Source organism: Amycolatopsis lurida, assembly GCF_900105055.1.
Lineage (GTDB): Bacteria > Actinomycetota > Actinomycetes > Mycobacteriales > Pseudonocardiaceae > Amycolatopsis > Amycolatopsis lurida.
Genome location: NZ_FNTA01000004.1, coordinates 6915291 through 6941941 on the forward strand (window position 1 = coordinate 6915291; position 26651 = coordinate 6941941).

Genomic DNA, 26651 nt, shown 5'->3' on the forward strand with positions numbered 1-26651 from the left:
CGTCAGCCGGTGACCTTGAGCTCCAGGGGACGCATGTCGTCGTCGCTGGGGACGACGGTCAGGCCCGCGGCGGTGAGGACGGCGGTGAGCGCCGTCCGCATCGCCGCGTGGACGGCGATCTGCTGCCGCACCCGAGGATTCTCCTTGTCGCCGGCCACCAGGAGCCGAAAGGCCTCATCACGCCAAGGCCTTGCCACCACCCAGTCGACCCAGACCCCGCAGGCACCCTCGAAGACGTCCACCTCGATCACGGCACCTCCGGCGTCCCGGTGATCGTCCGGATCAGGCTCGACGATCACCGGGAATCCCGCCGCCCGCAGCACGGCTTCGGTCCGGTCGCCCAGAGCGAGCAGCCGTTCCTGTTCGGCGGGATGGACGCGGCGGAGCGAAGTCATCCGCCCGCTCCGCTGCCCACCAAGACGCGCTGTTCCGCTTCGGCGGCCGTCGCCGAACCGGGGAAGAGGCCGCGCCTCTTGTAGGACTTCTTGATCATGTCGATCAGGCTCCCCTTGTAGATCTTGTCGATCTCGGGATCACCGGTCCACGGTACCGAGAAGGACGTTTTGAGGTCGGGCGCCATCTTGCTGACCCAGTCCCGTTTGCAGTCGGGGCACGGTTCGCGTTCGCTGTAGAGGCCCTTGATGTTCTTGGGATCGAAACCCTGCTCGATGACCTGCTCGACGATGTGCTGCTCGGAGTGGCGGCCGGCGTCGTTGCTGTTGCCCGCCACGTAGCCGTCGGGGAGCTTCCCGTGCGGGTCCTTGTAGCCGGGGAGATAGGCGACGGCGACGTTCCGGCTCGTTCCGTAGCCGTTTCCGATCCGGTAGTCGAGCGCGATGCTCGGCAACGTTCCCCCGTTGTCACCGTGATCCACGAGCCCACAGGTGAAATCGGGGATGTCCGCGGCTTTCGCGGTGGCCGGTACCTGGCTGATCCGGTTGCACCATTTGCGGATGGCGTTGAAGAGCGGTTTGACCTTGTCCGCGACCTTGCGGAAGATCGCGGACTTGTTCAGGAACTTGGAAATGTTCTGGATGATCTTCACGACCGCCGAAGCCACTTTGGGCAGCTTCAGGAAGACGACGACGATCGACGCGACGTTGACCACGGTCCAGATGCAGGCCTCGATGTTGCCTTCACCGAAACACCGCTCCGCGTCGCGCCAGCCGATCACCTCGAGCAGGACTTCGGCCCCGATCTCCACCAGGAACGACGTCACACTGCCGCCGTTCTTGGACTGCTCCGCGGCCTGGCGGTACTCGTCCAGCAGCATCCGCCCGAATTCGGTCGTCGAGAGCATGGCGATTTCTTCTTGGGATAGATCGGGCAGCCCGGCGCCCGTCTCCTCTGCCGCGCGGCGTCTCGCTTCCTCTTCTTCCTTGCGTTGCTGGTCCTCCGCCCGGTCGGCGGCTTGCTGGGCTTCGGTCGCGCTCTGCCGTGCCCGTTCCGCGGCGGCGGCCGCGTTGCGCGCGTGTTCTTCGGCCCGGTCGGCCGCCGCCCTGGCTTCCGCCGCCGAGGCTTCGGCGGCGGTCGCCGCGTCCCTGGCGAGTTGAGCGTCCTGTTCGGCACGCGACGCCGAGTCCCTCGCCGCCTGTGCCTCACGTTCGGCCGCGGCGGCGTTCCGGCCGGCGATGGCGGCGTCGGCGTTGGCCTCGTTGGCCGCCGCACGCGCGGTTTGCGCGTCGGCGCGGGCGGCCGCGTCCGACGCGTTCGCCCGCTCGCCCGCGGCGCGAGCCAGCGCGCCTTCGGCTGCGGCGACGGCTGCCGCTTCCTGCGCTTCGGCCGCCGAGTTCGCCGCTGCGGCGGCCGATGCCGCTGCCCGCGCCGCCGCTTCGAACGCGGGTTTCACCTCTTTCTGCGCCCGAGCAGCGGCTTCGGCGGCCCGATCCGCCGCCAGCCTCGCTTCGGCGGCCCGGTCGCGGGCCGCTTGCGCCTGCTCGGCTCCGACCGCCCTGGCCTGGTTGGCGACCAGGATGACGAAATCGGCGTCGAGGTCCGAACCCGCGTACGGCGCGACGACGGTGATCGCCCGGTTGGCCGGATCGGTGATCGCGCTCGACGACGACCGCGCGGCGGTGGACGCCCGCAGGGCGATATCCGCTTGCGTGGCCGCGGAGACCGACTCGGTGAACGCCGCGTCGGCCTCGGCGCGGGTACGCTCCGCCGCCATCAGCGAACGCATCGCCTCGCCGGCCGCTTGTTCCGCGAGCTGAACCGCGTTCCGTGCCGCCTCGGCCGCCTTGGTCTCCTCGGCGGTCGCCTCGGCCGCCTTCACGTTGGCTTGGGTGGCGTGGTGATGGGTCTCCGCCGCCGAGGCCTCGGCCCGGTTCGCCGCGTGGTTGGCCGCGGAGGCGGCGGCACGGGCTTCCTGAGCCGCGGCGCGGGCCCGTGCCGCCGCTCGGGTCGCCTCGCCCGCCGCTTGCCTCGCGACCACGGCGGCGCCGGTCGCCCGGCTGGCGGCGTCGCGGGCCGCGGTGGCCGCGGCGGTCGCGTTGTTGGCCTCGTTCCGCGCCGCACTGGCGGCGTTCTTCGCGTCGGTCTCCGCCGCGGTGCCCCGTGCGGCGGCTTCGGCCGCGTTCAGCGCTTCCGCCTTCGCCTGCGCGGTCTGCTTCAGCCGTTCCGCGGTGAAGGCGGCGTCGCGAGCGGCTTTCGCCTTCCCTTCTTCGCCCACCGCCCGCTGTTCGGCTTCCCCTGCGAGCTGTTCCTGTTCCTGCGCGCGGAGGTTGGAGTCGTTGGCGATGCCGGCTTGGCGCTGGGCTTCGCCGCGGTGACGACGTGCTTCCGCGGCCGCTTGGTCGGCACGCTGACGGGCGGCGGCCGCGTTGGCCCGCTCGGCCTCGGCGACCCTACGGGCGCTCTTCGCCCTGTCCCGCTGCCGTTCCGCTTCCTCGCGGTGTGCGCGGGTGCGTTCGGCCGAGGCCCTGGCGGCGTTGGCCGCGGTTTCGGCCGCTTCGCGAGCCTGCTTGGCCCGGACGGCCGCGTCCTTGGCCGCCACCGCCTGCACTCGTGCCGCTTCCGCCACCTGTGCGGCGGCGAGCGCGTGCTCTTCGGCGTGCAGACCCCATTGGCGAGCCTGCTCGGCGTGTTTCTCGGCGCGTTCCTGGGCGTTGCGTGCCTGGTCGGTGGCTTCGGTGGCGTCGATCGCGTGCTGTGCGGTCTCCGAGGCGTGGACCGCCGCCTGCCCGGCCGCGCTCATCCCTCTCGCCATGTCGGCCCACTGAGTTCCGTAGGGGAGTCCGACGGCGACGAGTTCGGCGGCCTGGACGCCGGCCTGCTCGGCCGCGCGCACGCCATCGGCCGCGGCGTCGCGGGCGTTTCCGACCTGACGGGCGGCCTCGGCCTTGACCAAGGTGAAGGAGTCGGGAGGGTGGTTGCCCGCCGCGTCGTTCGCGTCCAGGATCTGCTTGGCCTTGCGGGCTTCGTTCCCCGCGAGCACCATCGCGTTCGCGATCCGCTGGAGCGCGCGCAGCGCGTCCCCGTGCGCCACCATCAGGTTCCGCCGCGCGGTCATCGCCCGCGCGGCCCGCTTGGCGAGGTCACTCAGCTGCTCGGCGGCCCGTGCCGCGGCCTCCTGATCACGGATCTGCTTTTCCCGCTCTTCGGCGTCACGTTTCGCCGCGGCGAGGTATCCGGTGTTCAGGAACTCCGCGATCGCCGCGTCACCCGCGTCGAGCGCGGCCTGTGCCGCCGTCTTCACATGGTGCCCGGCGACGCCGAGCAGTGTCGTGACCCTGGCGCGCAGCTGCTCGGCACGTGCCTGGCCGCCCGCCGCGATCTGTGCGTCGCGCTCCCTCGCGATCTCCTTGCCGTAGGCGAGGAACTGCTCGCGGTCGGTATCGCTTCCCGCGAGGACTCGGTGGACCTCGGCGTTGAAGATCGGCCCGCCGGTGCCCGCCATCGCCTGGATGGTGACCCGGTTCTGGCGCGCGGTCTCGGCTTCCCGCGCCGCGGCCCTCGCCTTGGCGGCGTCGAGGCCGGCTTCGAGGAATTCGTGCAACGCGGCTTCGGTGCCCGCGTCGAGCGCCGCGCGCGCGGCCTCACGTACTTCGGGCTCCTCGGCCAGCTCGGCGTGATCGGCGATGATCTGCCGGACGACGGGACTGCCCACCAGGGCGGGTACGCCCGATCGGCCGTCCCAGCTGCGGTACGGGTCTTCCGGCAGAGGACGGGCCGGGGACGTCGGTGGTGGCGTGGTCGGTGGTGGATCGTCGGCCGCGACCGCGGGCGCCGGGTGAATCAGCCCGGCGAGTACGGCGGTGGCCAAGAAGACAAGGAACGTTCTCAGTAGATATCTCGTTCTCGACATCAGAACCCCCAGGTATCGGTGAAAAGAACTACTGCGGGGTGAATGAGGTGCCTTGCCGGTGTACCCGGCAAGGCACCTCGGAATTGTCAGTTGTAGTACTCTTTCGCGCCTTCGGCCGCGGTGTGTTCGATCCTTCCGTTCTGGAAGTAGCTCACGCGTTTACCGGGTACGCCGGGGAAATCCATTTCGTCGGAAGTGGGATAGCCGAGCCTGCTTCGTTCGTATTGCAGTGCCGCCCACCGATCGAAAATGGCCCCGTAGATCAGCTTCGGGCCGATGCTCGGGTGGTACCAGATGCCTCTGGGGCCGGCGAACAGGTTGCGCATGCCCTTCCCGTCGGGCAGGTATCCCGTGTCCCCGCTGGGGATGTATCCCGGAATGTTCCGGCCGCCGGATTCGAGGTACTTGTTGAGCAGCGGGTCCATTACCCGAACCACGCCGTGCTGGGCCGACCAGAAGGCGCCACCCTTCTGGAAGCGTTTGTGCCGGATGCCGTTCAAGATGTTTTCCGGCTGGGTCTGCGGGCCGAGGCCGTTCCAGCCCCACCAGTCCTCGTTGAGCCAGCGCTCGTCGATCTTCGTGGTGATCGCGGGGTTGGGGCCGACGGGAATCCAGCTGATGTCGGCGGCGAAGTTGCCGTCGGTGTCGAAGTTGTTCTCCTTGCTCTGGCCGTTGGCCGCCCACAGCTCGCCCCAGTACTGTCGCAGGAAGCGGCCCGGATGCGCCTTCGCCTCCAGCGTCACGTTGGTCGGATTGCCGTCCCTGCCCGCCTTGGCGCACCAGGTGGCGTTGAGTTTGTAGACGTCGGTGCCGTCGTTGCCCGCCAGCTGGACCCGCAGGTTGGGCGCGATGCGCAGGTAGCTGCCGACCCGGGTGGCCGATTCGAGCGAGAAGCAGTTCGGGTCGGCGAGCCCGGGGACGATCTTCCAGGTGGCGTCGCCCAGTGGTGCGGTGACGACATTCGACGGCTGGGTTCCCGGGGTGGCCCAGGCATCGCCGCCGGCACTGCGGACGTGCCAGCCTCGCCGCCCGGCGGTGACTCCGGCGAACGCCTGTTCCAGCACGGTGTACTGGCCCTTGGCGAGGAAGTCCTTGACCTGGTCCCAGGTCCCGTTCGCGGCGACGTCGCCCGCCGCCGCGGCGAGCCGGGGACGGAGCCTGCTCGCGTCGGCCTTGGCCTTGATGTCGCGGACCTTCTGCCGGTCGGCCTCCTCCCGCTCCCGCAGGATCCTGGCGTCGTCCCTGGCGCGGGCCTCGGCGACCCCGGACCTGATGTAGCGGTCCCAGTCGGCCGCCACCCCGGCGAGGGCGGCGATGGCCGCGTCCTTGATCTCGCGGTGCGCGGGGTCGGCGAGTTCCGGGGTCTTGAGCAGCTCGCGGATGAAGTCATCGTCGGCGAGGTCGAGCCAGGCCGCGACGGCGATGACGGGAACCTTGTCGCAGGCGTCCTTCTTCGCCATCCTGGCGGCTTCCCTGCGGGCGGCTTCCTGGTTCTCCTGGTTCAACCGGTCGAGGTAGTCGAGCTGGTCCTGGTGATTCAGCGCCCGGATCTTGTTCTCGATGAAGTCCTTCCACACCGCCGCGTCACCGCCGAACGCGTCGAAAGCGCCCTGCTTGAGTTTCGGCTGTTCCGGCTTCGCCTTCTGGTACACCTTGTAGATGAACATCTGATCGTTGTCGTTGAGCATGACGTCGTCGAAACCGACGATGTCGGCGTCGATCAGGATCTCCCGGCGCAGCTGGACGGTGCGGTCCCAGGCCTCCTGACGACGCTGCCGTTCGACGCGGTCGCGGGCGGCGAAATCGAAGACACCGGTGCGGATGAACGCCGTGGCGTCGGGAGCGGCGTTGTTGTCGAGCATGACCTTGTAGACGCGGTAGGCCTCGGCCTTGGTGACCGGGAAGTTCGTCGCGTTGATCTTGTCGTAGACCTTGAAGACGAAATTCATGTCGGTGGCTTCGCGCCATTCCTTGGTGGCTTCACCGACTTCGATCTCGAAAACCGCGCGCACCTTTTCGGTTTCGGTCGCGCTCGGCAGTTCGGCCGCGGCTGCGTCCGGGCTTTCGCGGGGAACCGGTGCCTCGGGGGCGGACGGGGCGGGCGCCTCGACGGTCGGGCTCGACGGTGCCGGGGGAGCGGCGTACCCGGTGGCCGGGGTGAACAGGCCGCACAGCACGGTCGCGGCGGTCAGGACGGCGATACTTCCGGCTGGTCGTCTGCCGACGATCAGTGATCTTCGCATTTCGCATACCTTTGTTCGGACGAAAAGGTCAGCCGGGGGCTAGGGAGCGTTTCCCAGGCCCCCGGCTGGAGCAGGACGGACTCGGTCAGCCGACGGACATGAACACGAGGATTTCGTGCGTGCCGGCGTTCCAGGTCATGTAGCCGTGCTCGAAATTGCTCTGGCGGCCGATGGGGATGGTGAACTCGTCGCTGGTCGGGAAACCGAGCCTGCCGTTTTCCGCGCCGAGTGAATTCCACCGGTCGCGAATGGAGCCCATCACGAATTTGGCTCCGGTCGACGGCGTCCAGTAGATCGCCATGTTGTGGCCGTGGAAGTTGATCATCGACCGGTTGGCCCCGTTGAGCTGGTTGGTACTCGGCAGCAGCCACTTGTGCCCGCCGAGGCTCAGGTACCGGGTGAGGATCTCGCCGTTGATGAACTTCGCGCCGGTCTCCGGGCCCCAGTACAGGCGGCCGTTGGTGAATTCGCGGAACCGGACACCCGCGTCGTGAATTTCCGCCGCCTTCGGATTACCGGCGAGCCCGCGCAGGCCGTCGTTGTTGAACCAGTCCAGCATCAGCGGCGTCGACACCTCCGGATTCGGTGCGACCACCCGCCAGTGCGAGTCCTCGACGAAGAGCCGGTCCGTGTCGAACCAGTTCCCGCCACCCTGCTGGGCGATCCAGAGCTGCGCGTCGATATGCCGCATGATCCGGCCGGGGTGCGCCTTCGACTCCAGCTGGACCTCGCCGCCGTTGCGCCGCGGGCACCAGGTGGCGTCCTTCTTGAACTGGTCGGTGCCGTCGTTGCCGTGCAGTTTGACCCGCAGATCCTGCTGCCGCAGGTAGTTCCCGGCGCGGTCGGTGGACTCCAGGGAGTAGCACAGCGGATCGGCGAGCCCGCTCGCCACCTTCCAGGTCGCGTTCGGCAACGGCTTGGTTCCGTCGGTGCCGGGGTTCCCGGTGGTGATCCACGCGTCGCCCCCGCCGGTGTGGACGTGCCAGCCCCGGACGCCGGGGGTGTAGGTCCCGAACGACTGGGTCAGCACCTCGTACTGGCCCGTGCGCAGGAACGTGATCACCGCGTCGCGGTTGCCCGCCAGCGCCACGTTGGCCGCCGCGACCAGCCGCGGCCGGAGCCCGCTGTTCTCCGCGCGGACCTTGAGCTGCCGGACGGCGTCCCGGTTGGCCTGGTCTTCCTGCGCTTCACGGCGGGCCTTGTCCCGCCCGGCCGCCGCCTTGAGCCCGGTGTCGATGAACGCCTTCCACGCCGCCGGGTCCGTGCTGCGGGAGGCGCGCTCGGCCGCGTCCTTGACCTCGATGTTCGCCGGGTTGGCCAGTTCGGGCAGCCGCAGCAGCTCGCGGACGAAGACGTCGTCCTCGGCGTCCAGCCAGACGTTCTGGAAGGGGGCCGGGATCTCGGCGACGGCGGTGCGCCGCTTGATGTCACGCTCTTCCCGGGCCGCCTTCTCGGCGTTCTCCTGCCGGAGGCGTTCCAGGTGTTCGATGATGTCCTGTTCGGCGAGGTCGAGGATGGTGACCTCGATGAAGGTTTTCCAAACGGCGGCGTCGCCCTTGTACGCGGCCATCGCACCGCTCTGGACCTTGGAGCCGCTCTTGGCCCGGCTGGCGACCTGGAAGACGAAGTTCCGGTCGGTGAGGTCGAGCAGCACGGGGTCCAGCGGGATGATGCGGGCGTTCTCCAGCGCCTTCATCCGCGCGCCGATCCGGTCCCGCCGTTCGATGTCGCGGAGGATCTTCTCGTCGTGATCGCGCTGGACGAATTCGTGGATACCGGTCCGGATGAACGCCGAGGCGTCGGCGACGGTGAGACCGTAGATCCGAGACGCTTCCGCCTTGGTGCGGGGGAAGGCGTCGATGCTGATCTTCTCGTAGACCTTGAAGACGAAGTTCTTGTCGGACAGCCTCAGCCAATCGTCGGTCGCCTCACCGACTTCGATGGCCTCCACGGCCAGCACCTTGTCCCGCTGTGACGCCGGGGGAACCGTGGTCGACTCGAGGTCGGGTTCCGCGGTGGGCACGGCGGGCGGCACACCCTGGCCGGGTGGTGTTTCGGCCGCACCCGCCGGTGCGCCCACCAGCCCGGCGAACACGGCGGCGACGGCGGCCACCACGATGCCACGGCTGAGCCATGGCCTTGACATGGACGTTCTTCGCATACCCCAGTCACCTATTCTCGAGAGGAAGCCGCCGCGGGAAACCGGACGGCGGGATGATCAGCTCGGGTTCTTGATCCGCTGCTCGCCTTCGAGGGCCTTCCGCAGCAAGGACTCCCAGTACTCGACGTTTTCGCCGGAGAGGGACCGGTTGTCCGTCCAGTCCCCTTCGACCGTCCTCGCGGGGTCGATGATCGCTTTCCAGTTGGGGTTCTGGGCGGCCTGCTGCGCGGCGAGCAGGATGGCGTGCCAGGTTTCCGCCTGCCGCTGGGCGAAGTCCCTCGCCTCTTCCCATTTCGACCGCACCGGCGAAACCTCGGTGCCGACCTTGCGCCAGGCGGCCGCGGCTTGGTCGCGGGCCTCCTTGCCTGCTTCGCCTTCGATTTCCCGTGCGGCCTTTTCGGCGGCTTCGGCGTCGACGATCAGCTGGGTGATCGTCAGTTGCCACTGGCGGTTCTGGCGCAGCATCTCTTCGCGGAAGGTCTCGATGTCCAGCCGCGCGCCCTGTGCCCAGCCCCAGGCGAAGAAATCGGTCAGGTCGTCGTCGGTCGATCCCTCGCGGACCGCGTAGGCCGCGGCGAATCTCACCTGGGTGCCCGGATCCCGCTCGGCGAGCATCCGCACGTATCGGCGGTCCTCCTCGACGAGGGCACGTTTCTGCTCGCCGAGGTCGGCGCGGAACTTCTGATCCCGCGCCTTCGCGGCTTCGTAGCCGCCGCCGTGACAGAACTGTTCCCGTTTGGCCGCGGTCGCCGTCAAATGGTGGTTCGCCGCGTCGTGGACCTCCGGCGAGTAGGCCCGGAGATGGGTCTCCAGCAGTCGCCGGAGGAATCGCTTGTTGCCTTCGTCGCGGTTGAGCGCTCGCTGTGTCGCGTATTCGAGCCCGCCGCCGGGATAGCGGAGGAACTCGATGGACGCCGCCTCCGGGTCTTCGCTGAGCAGAGCGATCCACGCGTCCGTCTTCACCGTGCTGTGGACGCTGTATCTGGCGTGGGTCAGGACCTCCCAACGGGCGATCTCACCGGGTGTCATCGCCGCGGCCGTGGCGTGCACTCCGGTTTCGGCGGCGAGCCCCGCCGGAACGGCGATCGTCCCGGAGAACAACGCCGCGGCGCAAAGCGCGCAGGACAAAATACGCTTGTACACTCCAAGCCCCCAGTCAGCTTCGGTGCAGGTTGAATTAACGGGGACCCTTCCCGGACGGCGCCGGGAAAGGTGTCGGTGGCAACGGCGTCCGGAATCGGGACCGGAGCCGGCGATGAATTCGAAGTTCTTCGAATCCTTGTCGGGAAAATGCCCGCGCTTACCCGGCGACTATTTCAGTCACCGAGAAAGGCTTCGTCAGTGGCCGCGTACCCGGCGGCTTCGGTGATGGATCGGCAAGCCGCTCCCGCCGACGGGCGGTGCGGTGGCTCGCGTGGAGTGAATATGGCGGCGATCGCCGCGATCCCATGACGGATCGATCATCGGTACGTACCCCGGAATCCCCAGTACCGGAATTCCCCCAGTGAAATTCCGATTCTGATCCCACCTAACCGCGACTGGCCGGTTCGCGCAAGATGCACCCCGCTGGTGAAAAAGTCACCGGCGGGGCGGGATTCTTGTTTTTCCTCAAGCTCCTTCGACGCCGATGTCGAACGCGGACTCGCTGTCCGCCTTCGAGTAGGAGCGGAACGCGATATGCGTGACCGTGCTCAGCACGCCGGGGACCTTGCCGATCTTCGCCGGGATCAGATCCGCGAGGTCCTCGTGGGCCGCGACGCGGACCGAGGCGATCAGATCGACATCGCCCGCACAGGAATAGACCTCGCGGACGCCCTCGATGTCCGCAATCGCCTGCGCCGCCTCGGGGATGGCATCGGCCTCGACCTGGATCAGCACGATCGCCGTGATCAAAGGGGTCCTCCTACGTCGGTGAATCCGGTGCCGGAATCCTAGCCCGCCACTCGTTCCAGCGCCGTCGCGCTCGCCGCCAGGTCGAGCCATTCCTGCCAGCCGCCCGCTGCGGCGGGCTCCGCCCAGGGATGCGTCGTGCGCACGAGCCGGACGCCAGGGCGGGTCAGCCAGCGCAGCAGGATGCCGATCTCCTCCGGGAGCGCGCCGAACAGCGGGCCGGGCCCCGGGATCACCGTCTCCGCGGACGCCACGAGCATCTCGACGACCGGCATCGGCGGCACCCCGCGCCGCGCGACCCCCGCCGACGCGAGTCGGCCGTGCCGGATCACCGCCAGTTCCCAGCCGCCGTTCCCGTCCGGCCCGGCGGCGATCAGCTCCGGGATACCGGCCAGCGCCGACTGCCGGTGCGCCCGGCCGACCGCGCGGATCAGCCCGGCCAGCTGATCGCGATGCTGGGCGGCCTGTTCGTAGTGCTCGGCCGCGGACAGCCGGGCCAGCTGATCGGCGGCGGCCCGCAGCGGGCGTCCGTCCGTCCCGGCGATGAGCCCGGACACCGCCAGCACGCTCGGCCGGTACGCCTCGACCGTCTGCTTCCCGGCGCACGGCGCCCCGCAACGCCCGAGCTCGGCGAGGACACAGGGCGTCCCGTTCGGCGCGGTGGCCGAGATGCGCTGGGTGCACGTCCGCAGGCCCGAGGCGCCGGCGAGGGTGTCCGCGGCGGTCCGGGCGTCGGTCTGGGTGCGAAAGGGCCCCAGCATCCCGTCTCGCGGCATGCGGACCACCGACAGGCGAGGGAACGCCTCCTCGGTCAACGCGACCCACCACGCGTGCCGTGGGTTCTTGGAACGGCGGTTGTACATCGGGCGGTGGGCGGCGATCAGCCGCAGCTCCCGGACGGCCGCTTCCAGCGCGTGCGCGCATTCGACCGCGTCGACCCGTTCGGCCAGCGCGACCATCTCCCTGATCCGGCCCCGGCTTTCCGAACCGGTGAAGTACTGCCGCACCCGGCGCCGCAGATCGGACGACGTCCCGACATAGAGGACCTCGTCGCTCGGGCCGCGGAACAGGTAGACGCCGGGCCTCGACGGCAGGTGCTCGGCCAGCGAGCGTTTGCGTCGCTGGGCGGAGGTCACCTCGGGCAGGTAGTCCAGCAGCTCCTCGAGGGTGTGGACGCCGAGGTTGCCCACTCGTTCCAGCAGGGCGTGCAGGACGTCGACGGTGGCGCGTGCGTCCGCGAGCGCGCGGTGGTTCGGCGTCGTGCGCGCGCCGAACAACGCGGCCAGCGCGGAAAGCCGGTAGCTGGGCGTCTCGTCGCGGGAGATGACCCGGCGGGCGAGCCGGACAGTGCAGACGACGGCCGTCTTCGGCCAGTGGTAGCCGTGGCCTTCGCAGGCCGCGCGCATGAAGCCGGTGTCGAAGGCGGCGTTGTGCGCGACGAGCACGGCACCGGAGATGAACTCGAGGAACGCGGGCAGCACCCGCTCGATGCGGGGAGCGTCGTAGACCATCGCGCCGGTGATGCCGGTGAGCTCGACGATCTGCGGCGGGATCGGCATCCCCGGATTGACGAAGGTGGCGAATTCGCCGACGACCTCGCCGGCGCGGATCTTGACCGCCCCGATCTCGGTGATCCCGTCCGGACCGGGTTTCGTCCCCGTGGTCTCCAGGTCGAATACGACGAAAGTGATATCCCGCAAAGGAGTTCCCAGCTCGTCGAAGGCGAGTTGCGCCGCGCCGGGCCGCCGTCCGGTGTCCATGGTCGGGCACAGTAGGGGCGGGCACCGACAATCCCGGGCGTCCCATCCAGCGCGCCCCGAGGGCATGGGGCCTACGCTGGAGCGATGCAGCCGCAGCCCGCAGTGCCCGAAACGCCCGAGGACGCCACTGGTGGCCCCTCGGGTCTCGTGGCGTCGGCGGGTGCGCAGGAGACGGCCGACGAGGTGCCCGCCGAAGGCTGGACGGCCTTGCCCGAGACCGTACGTGAGCGGATCGCCGAGCTGGCGGCCGCCGCCGTCGGCAAGCTGCCGGTCGCCGACGTGCCGAGGCAGCTGCGCCCGGTCGCGAAGTTCGCGCCGGCGAAACGCGCCAAACTGGGCGGGACGGCGTTGCTCGCCGCGCTGGGGGAGTCTTCGCAGTTCCGGGTCGCGGTCACCGAATGGCTGCGTGACCACCGCAAGGACGCCCTGGACCCGAACGCCCCCGATTCCGTCGCCGCCGCGGCCGCCGCCGTGCTCCTCGGCGAGGCGGGCGCGGCCGGGCGGGTCCGGCTGGTGGCGAAGAACGCCGAGGAGACGGCGTTGCGCGCCGAACGCGACGCCGCGCTGGCCCGTAACCAGCGGCTGGAGGCCGAGCTGGCCCAGTTGCGCGGAGAGTTGCGCGCGGCCAAGGAGATCGCCAGTGGCGCGCGGGGAGAACGCGACGCCGAGGTCGAGAAGCTGTTGAAGCGTTTGCGGGAACAAGGTGTCCAGCTGCGCCAGGCGAAGGACGCCGTCGCCGAGGCCCACGCTCAGCTGGAGAGCGGCGGCGCCGAGAGCGCTGAGGAGATCAAGGCGCTGAAGGCACAGCTGGACCGTGAGAGGCAGCGAGTCGCGGCAGAGCGGGCGCGGGCCGAGAAGGCCGTCACGGACGCCGAGATCGCCCGTCAGTCCGCCCGTGAGGCGCGTCAGGCCGACGAGGTCAGGCTCGGGCTGCTGCTTGACACGATCGAAGGCGCCGTCGGCGGGCTGCGCCGGGAACTTTCGGTGAGCGCGCGGGGACAACGGCCGGCGGACATGGTCCGCGGCGCGACGTCGGGTATCGGGGCGGGCGGCAAGATCCAGGACGTCACGGGGCTCGACCGGCATCTCGCGCTGCCCAACGTGCACCTGATCGTCGACGGCTACAACGTCACGAAGACCGGATATCCGGAGCTGGCGTTGTCCGACCAGCGAGACCGCCTGATCCACCAGCTCTCCGCGCTCGCCGCGCGGACTTCGGCCGAGGTCACCGTGGTGTTCGACGGCGCCGGTGTGCTTTCCGTGCCGGCGGCGGTGCCGCGCGGGGTGCGGGTGCTGTTCTCCGAACGCGGCGTCCTCGCGGACGACGTCATCCGGTCCCTGGTCGCGGCGGAGCCGCCCGGGCGGCCGATGGTGGTCGCGAGCACGGACCGGGCGGTGGCGGACTCGGTGCGGCGCAAGGGCGCGCACCCGGTGCCGTCCGCGGTGCTGGTTTCACGGCTCAGCCGGGTCTGAGGCGCGTCTCGTGAGTGGTAAGGACGGTTCTAACCGTCCTTACCACTCACGAGCACGTCGGACAGGTGATGCGTTCGGTCGTCGGTCGCCACCCCTCCCGGATGAGGACCACCCGCACCTCGGCCGCGACTTGGCACGGCGAATTCCGGACGTCATGCCAGCCGTAGACCAGACGGGCCCGGTCGGCGAGTTCGGCCGCGTTGTCCCGCCGCCGATCGCGGAACGCGACGGCGTCCATCGCGTGGGTGGCTCGTCCGTCCAGCCGGACGGTCAGTGCCGCGCCTCGTGAGTCGTAGGTGACGTCCTCCCACAACGTCTTCCCGTCGACTTCGACCGCTGTCTGCCGGTCACCCGGCGGCAGGCCGTGTCTTTCTTCGACCTGTTCCTTGAACTCCACTTCGAGCGCTGACATGAGGCCTCCGGCCACCAGTTCGAGACCTCGCTGGATCTCGGCGCGGAAGCGGAAGGGCGGACGCATCGAGACGCAGTCCCGCATCGCGGAGACCGGGACCTTGCTCCGGCTGACGAGGTCGACGACGACGTTCACCGCCTCCCGTGCGCCGGCCTGGGAGACCGCCAGATCGACGATCGTGTCCGTGCGTTTGGTCCGTGGCGGCCATGCCTCGGCGGCGGAGTACGGAAGCGCTCGCGACCTGTGCACTTTCACCAGTGAAGGCTGGGAAATCGCGGAACTCGAATAGGGCACGGTGATCTCGATCGGCCCTTCCTCGACCGGCAGGAGACACCATTCCTCAGCCGCGGTGCGATGGCTCAGCACCGCGTGCCCGCCTCCGTAGCGGAGCGCGGCATGAATCCTGGCCGATCTCGGGAGAGGACCGGTGAAGGTCGCGTAAACCCGCGGCAGCACACGCTGCCAGCGTCCTGCCTCCAGGTTCGCGACGATGTCGGCCTTGCTGTGTCCATAGGCCAGCAGCTGGGCTCTGGACACGATGCCGTGCTGTTCCCGCAGCAGAACCGGCCAGCTGGGTCGTTGTTCGGCCGGAATGGCTTCTTCCGACCAGCGTTTGTGTAGGGGCACACGTCCACGGTGGCCCGGACGGAAGGCCGAAAAGGAGGTGTGGGTGAAAGTTGTGGATGGCGGGAGCGGTTGTGGACAGCTCGCGTCTCGTGAGTGGTAAGGACGGTTCTAACCGTCCTTACCACTCACGAGGCCGAAACTGTCGGTGGTCGCTCTTAATGTGCACCTCACCACTGAAAGTGAGGAGCCCCAGATGCCCGACAAGGCCATCGCCGACATAGCGGACATAGAGACGCTCGTCATCGATTGCGACCGGTGCGCGGTCCGCGGTGACGCATGTCATGACTGTGTCGTCAGCGTCCTCCTCGGCGCGCCACCGGCGCTCGAATGGGACGCCGACGAACGAAGAGCGATCGACGCGCTCGCGGAAGCGGGGATGGTCCCGCGCCTCCGGATGGTCGCGGTCGTGGAGCAGGAGCGCCGGAAAACCGCCTGAGACACGCCACTACCGGGGCATTCGGCGAGTGGTCGATACGATCGGGTGAACGGTAGGTAGTCGTGACAGGTCCCAGCATGTAACGCCCGTCACATGTTTCCGCTCATGCTGGTCCGAAGGTGTTTCGGCGCATCACGGAGAGTTTTTGCGCCTGACATGGTGGACGTCGTGCCCGTGGTTTCGTAACCTGTCCGAGATCTCGTGGCCGGAAGTCGTCGCCAGACGACGACACGGGATCGCCACCGAGGCAGCTTTGTCGGGGAGTTGCATCAGAACCAGCCATGCGCCAAACCTGTTGCGATAGCTCTCGGCCAGGCGCAAGGCGGGAACGCGGGGAACCGCGCGGGCCTCACGGCCGGCGACGCGGCTTCGCGGAAGAGGGCCCCCGACCTCTTCGTCCCGGGTTCCGAGTCGGTGGCCGACAGCAAAGGAGACACGCGCGACCGTGCAGTCGCATCCAGTGAAGCGCGTGGTGTCAGGAGCTTTGGCCGCGGCCGCGGTGATCACCGCGGTGACCGTCGTCCAGGCACCCGCCACTGCCGCCCCAGGCCCCGCCCTCCAACAGCCCCCGTCCGGCTCGGAAGCGCTCGCCAAGTACCGCGACCTCGCGGCGCAGGCGGAGAAGGCGAACGAAGACCTTCTCAAGGCGAAGGACGACCTCGCCGCGAAGCAGAGCGAGCTCGACAAGGCGACCGCCGACGCCGCCGCCGCCAAGGAACTCGGTGTCAAGGCGGCCGGTGACGAGAAGACGTTCCAGGCCGAGGTGAACAAGTTCGCCGGTGCCTCCTTCACCAGCGGTGTGCAGCTGAACAAGCTGTCGTCGCTGCTGTCGGGCGCGTCGACCCAGGACTTCCTGGAGCGCTCCTCGGCGCTCGAGGTCCTCGCCGCGAACAAGAACACGGCTCTGAACAACCTGAGCGGTGCCGTCGCCCAGGCCGCGGCCGCTGCCAAACAGGCGGCGGACGCGCAGAACGCGGCCACCGCGGCCCGTGACACGGCCGCCAAGCTGACCACGGACATCGAAGCGCGCCAGAAGACGCTGAACGACCAGCTCGCGGAGATCCAGCGCGCGAGCAACAACCTCAGCGCCTCGGATCGCAACGCCCAGAAGGACAAGGGCGGCGCGTTCCCCAACGTCCCCGCTCCGGGTCCCGCCGCGGCGACCGCGCTGGCGGCCGCGAAGAGCAAGCTCGGCAGCCCGTACGGCTGGGGCGACGTCGGCCCGTCGTCGTTCGACTGCTCCGGTCTGATGCTCTGGGCGTACAAGCAGGCCGGGCTCACCCTGCCGCGCTCCAGCCGTCAGCAATCGACCTTCGGCGCCGCGGTGCAGCGTTCGCAGCTTCAGCCGGGTGACCTGGTGTTCTACAACTCGCCGGTCTCCCACGTCGGCATGTACGTCGGCAACGGCATGATGGTGCACGCGCCGACCACCGGTGACGTCGTCAAGGTGTCGCCGCTGCAGAACAACTACGTCGGCGCTCGTCGCCCGACGGCCTGACGAACAGACGAAAAGGGGCGGTACCGCGCAGGCGGTGCCGCCCCTTTCGCATGCGGCGGGCCAAGTAACCTGCAGGGGTGCTGAGGACCCTGCTGGTGACCAACGACTTCCCGCCCCGGCCAGGCGGTATCCAGAACTACCTGAACTCGCTGGCCACCCGCCTGCCCGCGGACGACCTGGTCGTCTACGCACCGTCCTGGGAATCGAGCACCGGCTCGCACGGCGAGTTCGACGCCGCCGCCCCGTTCGAGGTGGTGCGCCATCCGACGTCGCTGATGCTGCCGACCCCGGGCGTGCTCAAGCGGGCCAAGGAGATCATGCGCGCCCGCGACTGCGAGGCCGTCTGGTTCGGCGCCGCGGCGCCGCTGGCGTTGCTGGGTCATCCGCTGAGGTCGGCGGGTGCCCGCCGGGTCCTGGCGTCCACGCACGGCCACGAGGTCGGCTGGTCGATGCTGCCGGGCTCCCGGCAGGCGCTGCGGCGCATCGGCGACACCGTCGACGTGATCACCTACGTCAGCAAGTACACGCGCTCCCGGTTCTCGGCCGCTTTCGGCCCGATGGCGGGGTTGGAGATGCTCCCGTGCGGTGTCGACACCGCGCTCTATCGCCCCGATCCGGCCGCGGGCAAGGAGATTCGCGAGCGCCACGGTCTCGGCGACCGTCCGACGATCGTCTGTGTTTCGCGGCTGGTCCCGCGCAAGGGCCAGGACATGCTGATCAAGATCCTGCCCGAACTTCGCGAGCGGATCCCGGACGTCGCGCTGCTGATCGTCGGCGGCGGCCCGTACCGCAAGACGCTCTCCGGGCTCGTCGGCGCGCTGGGCGTCGAAGACAGCGTCGTCATCACCGGATCGGTGCCATGGCAGGAGTTGCCCGCGCACTACAACGCGGGTGACGTCTTCGCGATGCCGGCGCGGACGCGCGGAAAGGGGCTCGACGTCGAGGGCCTTGGCATCGTGTACCTGGAGGCCTCGGCGACCGGGCTGCCGGTCGTCGCCGGGAATTCCGGTGGCGCGCCCGAGACGGTGCTGGACGAGGTCACCGGGCATGTCGTCGACGGCCGTGACGAGCAGCAGTTGCGGGAAACGCTGGCCGCGTTGCTGGCCGATCCGGTGCGGGCGCGGCGCATGGGGGCGGCCGGTCGCGCATGGGTCGCCGAGAACTGGCGGTGGGACACCATGGCGGGCAGGCTCTCCGGGCTGCTCGATGGCGACCCCGTCGCGGCGGTGCGCTGAGAGTCAGGGTTCGTAGCGCGCCGGGTGCTTCGGATCGTCGACGCGGATCACCACGTCGGACAACGCCGACGGGTCGACTTCCCGTTCGTAGCGTTCGTAGGCGGGGAGCGCCCATTCGTCGGGCACGCGCCGCTTGAGCGCGGCGGGGGAGAGCCACAGGTGCACGCTGAGGTCGAAGGCGAGCCCGGCCCCGAACAGGAATTCGCCGTCCAGCAGGACGACGCCGCCCTCGGGCAGGGCGACGCGTTCAGCGCGGGTGGCGCGATCGCGAACGGGATCCCACAGCGACGGGAGAACCAGGCCGCTGCCGTCTTCGGCGAGCGGGGCCAGCACCTCGCGACGGAGGGCGCCCAGGTCGAGCCAGTCGCTGTAGCGCGAATCCGGATCCTCCTTGCCGCGTTCGAAGCGCAGCGAGGCGGGCCTGAGGAAGTCGTTCGCCGAGATCCGCAACGTCGCGTGACCGGCGACCCGCAGGGGATCGACCAGGGCGTCGGCGAGTTCTGTGGTGTTGGTCGCACCGGCCGCACCGTCGATCGCGACCGCGATCCGGCGGCGGCCCGTGATCGCCGTGATGCGCTGGGTCAATTCGGAGACCAGCAGAACGGGAGAAATCGGACGGTAGCGCACAGACAGAGATCCTCCACCCGAACCGGTGACTGTCGCACGGTACACCCGATGGAATGATGGCCCGGTGGCAAAAGCAACGGCCAAGACAGCCGGAAGTGGTTGGCAGGTAGGCGTTTCCCAGACGGTGCCGTTCACCAGCACCCAGGTCTGGGACTTCCTGGTCGGACGCGAGGGCGTGGGGATCTGGCTCGGCCCGGGCGCCGAGCTCGGCACCGAGCTGGGCGCGGCGTACGAGACGGCGAACGGGACGACCGGCGAGATCCGCGGCCGCTCCGAGGGCGACAAGCTCCGGCTCACCTGGCGCCCGAAGGACTGGGACCACGACTCGACCTTGCAGATCACGGTGAACGGCACCGACCAGAAGACCACGCTCCGGTTCCACCAAGAATGGCTCGCGGGCGCCGACGAGCGCGAAGAACAGCGGGCATACTGGACCGACGTGACCGAACGAGTGGTGGCCGCGCTGGCCGAACGCTGACCCGCGCGCCGGGGAAGGCGTACCGATGGGGGCAGCCGAAAGCGTGCGGAACCTGGCCGAGGATCTCGTCCAGGAACCACACCGGATCTCCGAGCTGTTGCGGGCGGAAGGCCCGGCCCGCAAGGTGCGGATGCCGCGCGGACTGGACGTCTGGATCGTCACCGGATACGCCGAGGCCCGCGCGATCCTCGCGGATTCCCGAGTCGGCAAGGATCCGGCGGCGATCCGGCGGCTCTTCGAACGCGACGGCTTCGAATCCGCGGCCGACAACGCCGTACGCGCACTCGGCGGGCACATGCTCAACTCGGACCCGCCGGACCACACCCGGCTGCGCAAACTGGTCAACCAGGCCTTCACCTCGCGCACGGTTTCCCGGCTGCGGCCGAGGATCGAGCAGATCACCGCGGAACTGCTGGACGGCATCGGCGACGCGGAGCGTGCCGACCTCCTCCCCGCTTTCGCGGTCCCGCTGCCGATCCGGGTGATCTGCGAACTGCTCGGCGTCCACGCGGGCGACCAGCCGGCGTTCGCGACGTGGTCGAGCACGATGGTCGCCTGGTCGACGCCGGAGGAGCTCCAAGCCGCGGCGGCGAAGATGCACGCGTACCTCGTCGACCTCATCGAGGAAAAGCGCGCCGAACCCGCCGAAGACCTGCTGTCGGGCCTGATCCACGCCAGCGACGAAGGCGATTCGCTCTCCGCCGAGGAATTGCTGGCCATGGCGTTCCTGCTGCTGGTGGCGGGGTTCGAGACGACGGTCAACCTGATCGCGAACAGCGTTTTCGCGCTGCTGCGCGAGCCGGATCAGCTGGCCGCGCTCCGTACCGATCCCGCCCTGCTGCCCGGCGCGATCGAGGAATTCCTGCGCTACGACGGCGCGATCCACCTGGCGACCATCCGGTTCACCAAGGAACCCGTCCCGGTCGGTGACGTCGAGATTCCCGCCGGTGAGTTCGTGCTCGTCTCCCTGCTCGGCGCGAATCGCGACGCCGGACGGTTCGAAGACCCGCACCGGCTGGATGTCACGCGGTCGGCGACCGGGCATCTCGCGTTCGGGCACGGCATCCACTACTGCGTCGGCGCCCCGCTGGCCCGGCTGGAGGCCGAGATCGCGTTGCGCGGGCTGCTGGAGCGGTTCCCCGCGCTGAGCCTGGACGCCGAGCCGGAAAGCTTGCGGTGGCGGGAAAGCACCCTCGTCCACGGGCTGGAAACCCTCCCTGTGCGCCTGCGCTGAGGAGCGGGTGTCGTAGGGTCGCCGGATGGACGCCGCCGAACTCCTCGCGCTCGACGCGGAACACGTCTGGCACCCGTACGGGCCGATGCCGAGCACGATCGATTCCCTGCTCGTGCGGGAGGCGAGCGGGGTCCGGCTCACTCTCGACGACGGCCGTGAGCTGGTCGACGGCATGTCGTCCTGGTGGGCGGCGATCCACGGCTACCGGAACCCGGTGCTGGACGCGGCGCTGGCCGAGCAGGCGGGCCGGATGAGTCACGTGATGTTCGGCGGGCTCACCCACGAACCGGCCATCCGGCTGGCGAAGACGCTGGTCGATCTCGCTCCGGACGGGCTGCGGCACGTGTTCCTGTGCGATTCCGGGTCGGTGTCGGTCGAGGTCGCCGTCAAGATGTGCCTGCAGTACTGGCAGTCGGTGGGGCGCAAGGAAAAGCGGCGCCTGATGACCTGGCGCGGCGGTTACCACGGCGACACGTTCACGCCGATGAGCGTCTGTGATCCCGAGGGCGGGATGCACTCGCTGTGGCGCGGGATCCTCCCGGATCAGCTCTTCCTGCCCAAGCCGCCCGGCGATTTCGCCGACGAGCCGGATCAGGCGTACCTCGAACTGCTCGCGACCGAGATCGAGCGGCACGCGGGCGAGCTGGCCGCGGTCATCGTCGAGCCGGTGGTGCAGGGCGCCGGCGGCATGCGGTTCCACCCGCCCGCGTACCTGCGCGCGCTGCGCGAGATCACCGAGGCCAACGACGTCCTGCTCGTCTTCGACGAGATCGCCACCGGTTTCGGCCGCACCGGCACGATGTTCGCCGCCGAGCACGCCGGCGTCACGCCGGACGTACTGTGCCTCGGCAAGGCGCTGACCGGTGGTTACCTCACGATGGCGGCGGCGTTGTGCACGCCGGAGATCGCCGACGGGATCTCGCGTGGCGAGCTGCCGGTGCTGGCGCACGGCCCGACGTTCATGGCGAACCCGCTGTCCTCGGCCGTCGCCAACGCCTCGTTGGGGATCTTGGCCGAAGGCGGCTGGAAGTCCGACGTCCCGCGGATCGAGGCGGCGCTGAAGGCCGGGCTCGAACCGGCTCGCGAGCTGCCCGAGGTCGCCGACGTGCGGGTGCTCGGCGCCATCGGCGTGGTGGAACTGGACCATCCCGTGGACATGGCGGTGGCGACCGAGGTCCTCACCGCGAACGGGGTCTGGCTGCGCCCGTTCCGGAACCTGATCTACACGATGCCGCCCTACATCTCCGAGGCGGACGACCTCGCCGCGATCACCTCCGCAATGGTCTCGGCCGCACAAAAAGCGTAAAAACGGCGAAATTCAACCCAAAGAGTGTGACTGCGGCCACAGCAAACCGGAGAGGCCACGCTGGGTACAGAGCGTGGTCGCGAGTTGATCTTGGTCAAGCGAACGGGCGAGTCCGATCGAGGTCCAACTCGGGCACTTTGTCCTGAAAGCGTGATATGCCCTAGTTCCCTGGTGCACAAGCAAACCTGAGAAACCTTTGCGTAGCGGACTTTTGCGCGCGGATCGGGTTTCCTGCCCCCATGATCGACATCGTTGGTGACGAGCACGACACCGGGCCCCCGGGCCGCCGCAATCCCGCATCGACCCTCCTGAAGAACCTCCGCCACGACCTCCCGGCTTCGGTCGTCGTCTTCCTCGTGGCCGTCCCGCTTTCGCTCGGCGTCGCACACGCCGCCGGAGCCCCCTTGCTCGCCGGACTCATCTCCGCCGTCGTCGGCGGAATCGTCGCGAGCCTCTTCGGCGCCTCCGTTCTGCAAGTCAGCGGTCCCTCCGCCGCGCTGACCATCGTCATCGCGGAGACCATCGCCACCTTCGGCTGGGCCGCCACCTGCGCGATCACCGCCGCGGCGGGCGTGGTCCAGATCCTCTTCGGCGTCTGCCGCGTCGCGCGGGCGAGCCTGGTGATCTCGCCGGCCATCGTGCACGGCCTGCTCGCCGGGATCGGCCTGATCCTCGTCCTCGGCCAGCTGCACGTGGTGCTCGGTGGCACGCCTCGGAGTTCCGCGATCGAGAACGTCCTCGCGCTGCCGGGCCGGATCGTCGGGCACCACGACCAGGCCGCGCTGATCGGTGTCGTCACCGTCGGTGTCCTGCTGGCCTGGACCCGGATGCCGCGCTCGGTGCGCCGCGTCCCCGGCCCGCTCGCCGCAGTCGCGCTGGCGACCGGCCTTTCCGTCGCGGCCGGGATGGACCTGCCGCGCGTCGACCTCCCGAACGGCTTGCCAGGGCTGGGTTTCGTCCCCGAGGCGCCGTCCGGGTCCTGGGCCGCGATCATCGCCGCCGTCCTCTCCATCGCGCTCATCGCCAGCCTGGAGAGCCTCCTTTCCGCCGTCGCCATCGACAAACTCCGCGACGGACGGCGTACCGACCTCGACCGCGAACTGATCGGGCAGGGCCTGGCGAACGCCGCCTCCGGTTCGCTCGGCGGGTTCCCGGTCACCGGCGTCGTCGTGCGCACCATGACCAACTTCGAAGCGGGCGCCCGCACCCGGATGTCGGCGATCCTGCACAGCGTCTGGATCCTCGGCTGCTGCCTGTTCCTGGCGGGCGCCCTGCGGCTGATCCCGCTCGCCGCGCTCGCCGGTCTCCTCGTCTACGTCGGCGCCAAACTGGTCAACCTCACCAATCTCCGTGAGGTTCGCCGCCACGGTGACGTGCCGGTCTACCTCGCGACCCTGCTCGGCGCGGTCGCGGTCAACCTGCTCACCGGCGTGGCCGCGGGAATCGTGGTGGCGCTCGCGCTGATGCTGCGCCGGATGCTGTTCTCCGGGATCCACGTCGAACGGGACGGCCCGCGGAGCCGCGTCGTCATCGAAGGCGCGCTCACTTTCCTTTCCGTGCCAAGGCTCACGACCGTCCTGACCCAAGTTCCCGAAGGTTCGGAGGTGACGCTCGAACTGTGCGTCGACTACCTCGACCACGCCGCTTTCGACTGCCTGCGCGGCTGGCAGCGCGCGTACGAACGCGCCGGGGGAACCGTGATCGTCGACGAGATCGGGCATCCGTGGTTCGGGCGCGGCAAGGCGGGCGTGCCGACCGTGCGCCGCGGCGTCGCGTCCCGCGTGGTGCCGCGGTGGCTCGCGCCGTGGTCGCAATGGCAGGCCGAACATCTCGAACTGCCGAGCCAGCGCGGCGGCAGCGTTCCGTTGTGCCGTGGTGCTTCGGAGTTCCAGCGGCGGACGGCGCCGTTGCTGCGCAGCACGTGGGACGGGCTGGCGAACGGGCAACGGCCGCACACGTTGTTCGTCACCTGTGGCGATGCGCGGATCGTGCCGAACTTGATCACCACCAGCGGGCCCGGCGACCTGTTCACCGTGCGGAACATCGGAAATCTCGTCCCGCACGCCAGTGCCGAGGCGGATTTCTCGGTGGGGGCGGCGATCGAGTACGCCGTCGGGCTGCTGCGGGTGCGGGAAGTGGTGGTGTGCGGGCATTCCGGCTGCGGGGCGATGAAGGCGTTGCTCGGTGACGCGCCCACCGGTCTCGTGCACCTCGGTGGCTGGCTGCGCCACGGCGAGGCGACGTTGCGGCGCAGGGGAAGCGAAGGGCCGCTGCTGCTCGACGGCGCCCGTCCCCGGCACGAGGCGGATCTGCTCGCCTTGCACAACGTGGTGCAGCAACTGGAAAACCTGCGCTCGTACCCGGTGGTGGAGGCCGCGCTGGCGCGGGGCGAACTCCGGCTGACGGGGATGTACTTCGACGTCGGGAAGGCGAATGTGTACCTGCTCGACGAAGCGCTGCGGTCGTTCACGTCGGCGGCGGCCCCGGTGAAGTCCTGAGTTCTCCGCAAGTCCGTGAAGGCCTCCTTGCCTGCCTTCAGGGTAGGGAAGGAGGCCTTCACGGACGGTCGAATTGACCGGGCGGCCGACCGATACATCCCAGGATTCGGGAGCCCATAAGGCTTTTCGCAACGCACGAGACACCTCCGGGCAACAGAACCGGCCGAAAGTGGGCCACGCCACCCGCCAGTGGAGTGATATTCACTCGATAGGGTGGTGCATATCGGACAATTCACCAGTTACCTGGTGATCATGATGGTGATCATCAAGAAACCTCTCGCCGTGCTCCGGCACGACCTGCCCGCCTCGTTGGTGGTGTTCCTCGTCGCCGTCCCGCTCTCGCTCGGGATCGCTCTCGCGTCAGGGGCGCCGATCGTCGCGGGGTTGATCGCCGCCGTGGTGGGAGGTGTGGTCGCCGGCGCACTCGGCGGCTCCGCGCTCCAGGTCAGCGGCCCGGCCGCCGGGTTGACGGTGATCATGGCCGAGACCATCGCGACCTTCGGCTGGGCGACCACCTGCGCGATCACCGTCGTCGCGGGCGCGCTCCAGATCCTGCTGGGCCTGAGCCGCATCGCCCGCGCGGCGCTCGCGATCTCGCCCGCCATCGTCCACGGCATGCTCGCGGGCATCGGTGTCACGATCGTCCTCGGCCAGCTCCACGTCGTGCTGGGCGGAACGGCCCAGAGCTCGGCGCTCAAGAACATCGCCGAACTGCCCGCGCAGATCGTCGGCCACCACGACACCGCCGCGCTGATCGGCGTGCTCACCATCGGCATCCTGCTGCTGTGGCCGCGGCTTCCCGCGTCCGTCCGCAAGGTGCCCGGCCCGCTCGCCGCGATCGCACTGGTGACCGTGCTGTCCGTCGCCGCCGGGATGACCCTGCCCCGCGTCGACCTCCCGGGTGACCTGCTCAACATCCGCTTCGCCCCCGAATTCCCGGACGCGGGCTGGGGCGCGTTCGCCGTCGCGGTCATCACCATCGCGCTGATCGCCAGCGTGGAAAGCCTGCTGTCGGCCGTCGCCGTCGACAAGATGCACACCGGACCGCGGTCGAACCTCGACCGCGAACTGATCGGGCAGGGCGCCGCGAACATGACCTCCGGCGCGCTGGGCGGCCTCCCGGTCACCGGCGTGATCGTCCGCAGTTCCACGAACGTCGCCGCCGGCGCGCGCACCCGCGTGTCCGCGATCCTGCACGGCGTCTGGATCCTGGTGTTCGTCGCCGCGTTCGCCGGGCTGATCCAGAACATCCCGCTCGCCGCGCTGGCGGGCCTGCTCGTCCACGTCGGCGCGAAGCTGGTGAACCCCGGCCACATGAAGCAGGTCCTCAAACACGGCGACCTGGGGCTGTACCTGGTGACGCTCGCCGGGGTCGTCGTCTTCGACCTGCTCACCGGCGTCCTGCTCGGGATCGCGCTTTCGGTGCTGCTGATGCTCCGGCGCACGGTGTGGTCCGGCATCCACGCCGAACGCGACGGTGACGAGTGGCGCGTCGTCGTCGAAGGCGTTCTGACGTTCCTTTCGGTACCGAGGCTCAGCCGGGTGCTCGCGACCGTTCCCGACGGCGCGAAGGTGACCCTGGAACTGGTCGTCGACTACCTCGACCACGCCGCCTTCGAGAGCCTTTCGAACTGGCAGCAGGCGCACGAACGCGCCGGCGGGCAGGTGGTCGTGGACGAGATCGGGCACCCGTGGTTCGCCAACGGCAAATCCGGCGATCCCACGCTGACCAGGACGGCCGCGACGGGTTCGGTGCCGCGGTTCCTCGCGCCGTGGTCCGACTGGCAGGCCAAGGACATCGAGGTGCCCGGCCAGCGCGGCGGCCCCACCCTGCGCGGGGCGACCGAGTTCCAGCGGCGCACCGCCGCGCTCATGCAGCCCGCGCTCAGCAAACTGGCGGGCGGCCAGTCGCCGCACACCCTGTTCATCACCTGCGGTGACGCGCGGATCGTGCCGAACATGATCACCACGAGCGGACCCGGCGACCTGTTCACCGTCCGCAACATCGGGAACCTGGTGCCCGCCCGCCGGGCCGACCCGTCGATGGGTGCCACCGTCGAGTTCGCCGTCGGCGTGCTGAAGGTGCGCGAGATCGTGGTCTGCGGGCACTCCGGCTGCGGTGCGATGCAGGCCCTGGCGACCGGTGCCCCGGATGGCGCGCCGATGCTGGCTTCGTGGCTGCGGCACGCCGAGCCGAGCGCGAACCGCGAGGTGGGGGTGACCCTCGACGGCGAACGCCCGGAATCCGAGGTCGACCGGCTGGCCCTGCAGAACGTGCTGCAGCAGCTGGAGCACCTGCGCCACTACCCGCTGATCGCCGAGGCGGAGGCACGCGGCGAACTGCATCTGACCGGGATGTACTTCGACGTCGGGGCGGCGCAGGTCTATCTGTCCGATGAGGAGAGCCCGGCGTTCGCACCGGTCGGCGCCGTCGCCACCGTGCCCGAGCAGGGGAGCTGACCGGCCC

18 protein-coding genes are annotated in these 26651 nt (G+C 69.5%); 9 read left to right on the forward strand and 9 right to left on the reverse strand.

What is annotated here, in order from left to right; translation table 11 throughout:
- Positions 1 to 2 precede the first annotated feature (2 nt).
- From BLW75_RS37810 to BLW75_RS37840, 7 genes are all read right to left on the reverse strand, one after another.
- On the reverse strand, positions 3 to 395 hold the full coding sequence (locus tag BLW75_RS37810; protein WP_091599211.1) for a hypothetical protein: 393 nt from the start codon (positions 393 to 395) through the stop codon (positions 3 to 5).
- Entirely contained in the window at positions 392 to 4264 is a 3873-nt protein-coding gene (locus BLW75_RS37815; protein WP_034321362.1) for a nucleic acid/nucleotide deaminase domain-containing protein, read from the reverse strand. Before BLW75_RS37815 ends, BLW75_RS37810 begins: the two co-directional genes overlap by 4 nt.
- 128 nt (positions 4265 to 4392) lie before the next feature.
- Positions 4393 to 6549 carry an AbfB domain-containing protein gene (locus tag BLW75_RS37820; protein ID WP_091599214.1) on the reverse strand — a complete coding sequence of 719 codons (2157 nt, stop codon included), beginning with the start codon at positions 6547 to 6549 and terminating at the stop codon, positions 4393 to 4395.
- An 85-nt stretch (positions 6550 to 6634) separates the two neighbouring features.
- Entirely contained in the window at positions 6635 to 8695 is a 2061-nt protein-coding gene (locus BLW75_RS37825; RefSeq protein WP_143055419.1) for an AbfB domain-containing protein, read from the reverse strand.
- Positions 8696 to 8767: 72 nt separating this feature from the next.
- Positions 8768 to 9853, reverse strand: a complete 1086-nt coding sequence (locus BLW75_RS37830) for a hypothetical protein (protein ID WP_091599219.1) — start codon at positions 9851 to 9853, stop codon at positions 8768 to 8770.
- Between the two features lie 465 nt (positions 9854 to 10318).
- Entirely contained in the window at positions 10319 to 10603 is a 285-nt protein-coding gene (locus BLW75_RS37835; protein ID WP_005154220.1) for an Lrp/AsnC family transcriptional regulator, read from the reverse strand.
- A gap of 38 nt (positions 10604 to 10641) precedes the next feature.
- The gene (locus BLW75_RS37840) at positions 10642 to 12360 is read right to left on the reverse strand and encodes a DEDD exonuclease domain-containing protein (RefSeq protein WP_034321353.1); all 1719 of its coding nucleotides are present in this window, start codon (positions 12358 to 12360) and stop codon (positions 10642 to 10644) included.
- A gap of 84 nt (positions 12361 to 12444) precedes the next feature.
- Between BLW75_RS37840 and BLW75_RS37845 the strand changes: the two genes are divergently transcribed.
- Positions 12445 to 13833 carry an NYN domain-containing protein gene (locus BLW75_RS37845; RefSeq protein WP_034321351.1) on the forward strand — a complete coding sequence of 463 codons (1389 nt, stop codon included), beginning with the start codon at positions 12445 to 12447 and terminating at the stop codon, positions 13831 to 13833.
- Between the two features lie 46 nt (positions 13834 to 13879).
- On the opposite strand, the gene BLW75_RS37850 is transcribed toward BLW75_RS37845, so the two are convergent.
- Positions 13880 to 14872, reverse strand: coding sequence for a hypothetical protein (locus BLW75_RS37850; RefSeq protein ID WP_034321348.1), 993 nt, complete (start codon positions 14870 to 14872; stop codon positions 13880 to 13882).
- Positions 14873 to 15065: 193 nt separating this feature from the next.
- Between BLW75_RS37850 and BLW75_RS37855 the strand changes: the two genes are divergently transcribed.
- From BLW75_RS37855 to BLW75_RS37865, 3 genes are all read left to right on the forward strand, one after another.
- Positions 15066 to 15308, forward strand: a complete 243-nt coding sequence (locus BLW75_RS37855; protein ID WP_034321455.1) for a hypothetical protein — start codon at positions 15066 to 15068, stop codon at positions 15306 to 15308.
- Between the two features lie 445 nt (positions 15309 to 15753).
- On the forward strand, positions 15754 to 16806 hold the full coding sequence (locus BLW75_RS37860) for a C40 family peptidase (protein ID WP_198935828.1): 1053 nt from the start codon (positions 15754 to 15756) through the stop codon (positions 16804 to 16806).
- A 77-nt stretch (positions 16807 to 16883) separates the two neighbouring features.
- Positions 16884 to 18041, forward strand: a complete 1158-nt coding sequence (locus BLW75_RS37865) for a glycosyltransferase family 4 protein (RefSeq protein WP_198935827.1) — start codon at positions 16884 to 16886, stop codon at positions 18039 to 18041.
- 3 nt (positions 18042 to 18044) lie between these two features.
- On the opposite strand, the gene BLW75_RS37870 is transcribed toward BLW75_RS37865, so the two are convergent.
- The gene (locus tag BLW75_RS37870; protein ID WP_034321338.1) at positions 18045 to 18668 is read right to left on the reverse strand and encodes a nucleoside/nucleotide kinase family protein; all 624 of its coding nucleotides are present in this window, start codon (positions 18666 to 18668) and stop codon (positions 18045 to 18047) included.
- A gap of 124 nt (positions 18669 to 18792) precedes the next feature.
- Here BLW75_RS37870 and BLW75_RS37875 point away from each other — a divergent pair, with 124 nt between their 5' ends.
- From BLW75_RS37875 to BLW75_RS37895, 5 genes are all read left to right on the forward strand, one after another.
- Positions 18793 to 19146, forward strand: a complete 354-nt coding sequence (locus tag BLW75_RS37875) for an SRPBCC domain-containing protein (RefSeq protein ID WP_034321336.1) — start codon at positions 18793 to 18795, stop codon at positions 19144 to 19146.
- A 25-nt stretch (positions 19147 to 19171) separates the two neighbouring features.
- Positions 19172 to 20380, forward strand: a complete 1209-nt coding sequence (locus BLW75_RS37880; protein ID WP_034321334.1) for a cytochrome P450 family protein — start codon at positions 19172 to 19174, stop codon at positions 20378 to 20380.
- A 25-nt stretch (positions 20381 to 20405) separates the two neighbouring features.
- A complete protein-coding gene (locus BLW75_RS37885) occupies positions 20406 to 21686 on the forward strand; it encodes an adenosylmethionine--8-amino-7-oxononanoate transaminase (RefSeq protein ID WP_034321331.1) in 1281 nt (426 codons plus the stop codon).
- 239 nt (positions 21687 to 21925) lie between these two features.
- Entirely contained in the window at positions 21926 to 24184 is a 2259-nt protein-coding gene (locus BLW75_RS37890; protein ID WP_034321327.1) for a bifunctional SulP family inorganic anion transporter/carbonic anhydrase, read from the forward strand.
- Between the two features lie 252 nt (positions 24185 to 24436).
- On the forward strand, positions 24437 to 26644 hold the full coding sequence (locus BLW75_RS37895; protein ID WP_425266436.1) for a SulP family inorganic anion transporter: 2208 nt from the start codon (positions 24437 to 24439) through the stop codon (positions 26642 to 26644).
- Positions 26645 to 26651 lie beyond the last annotated feature (7 nt).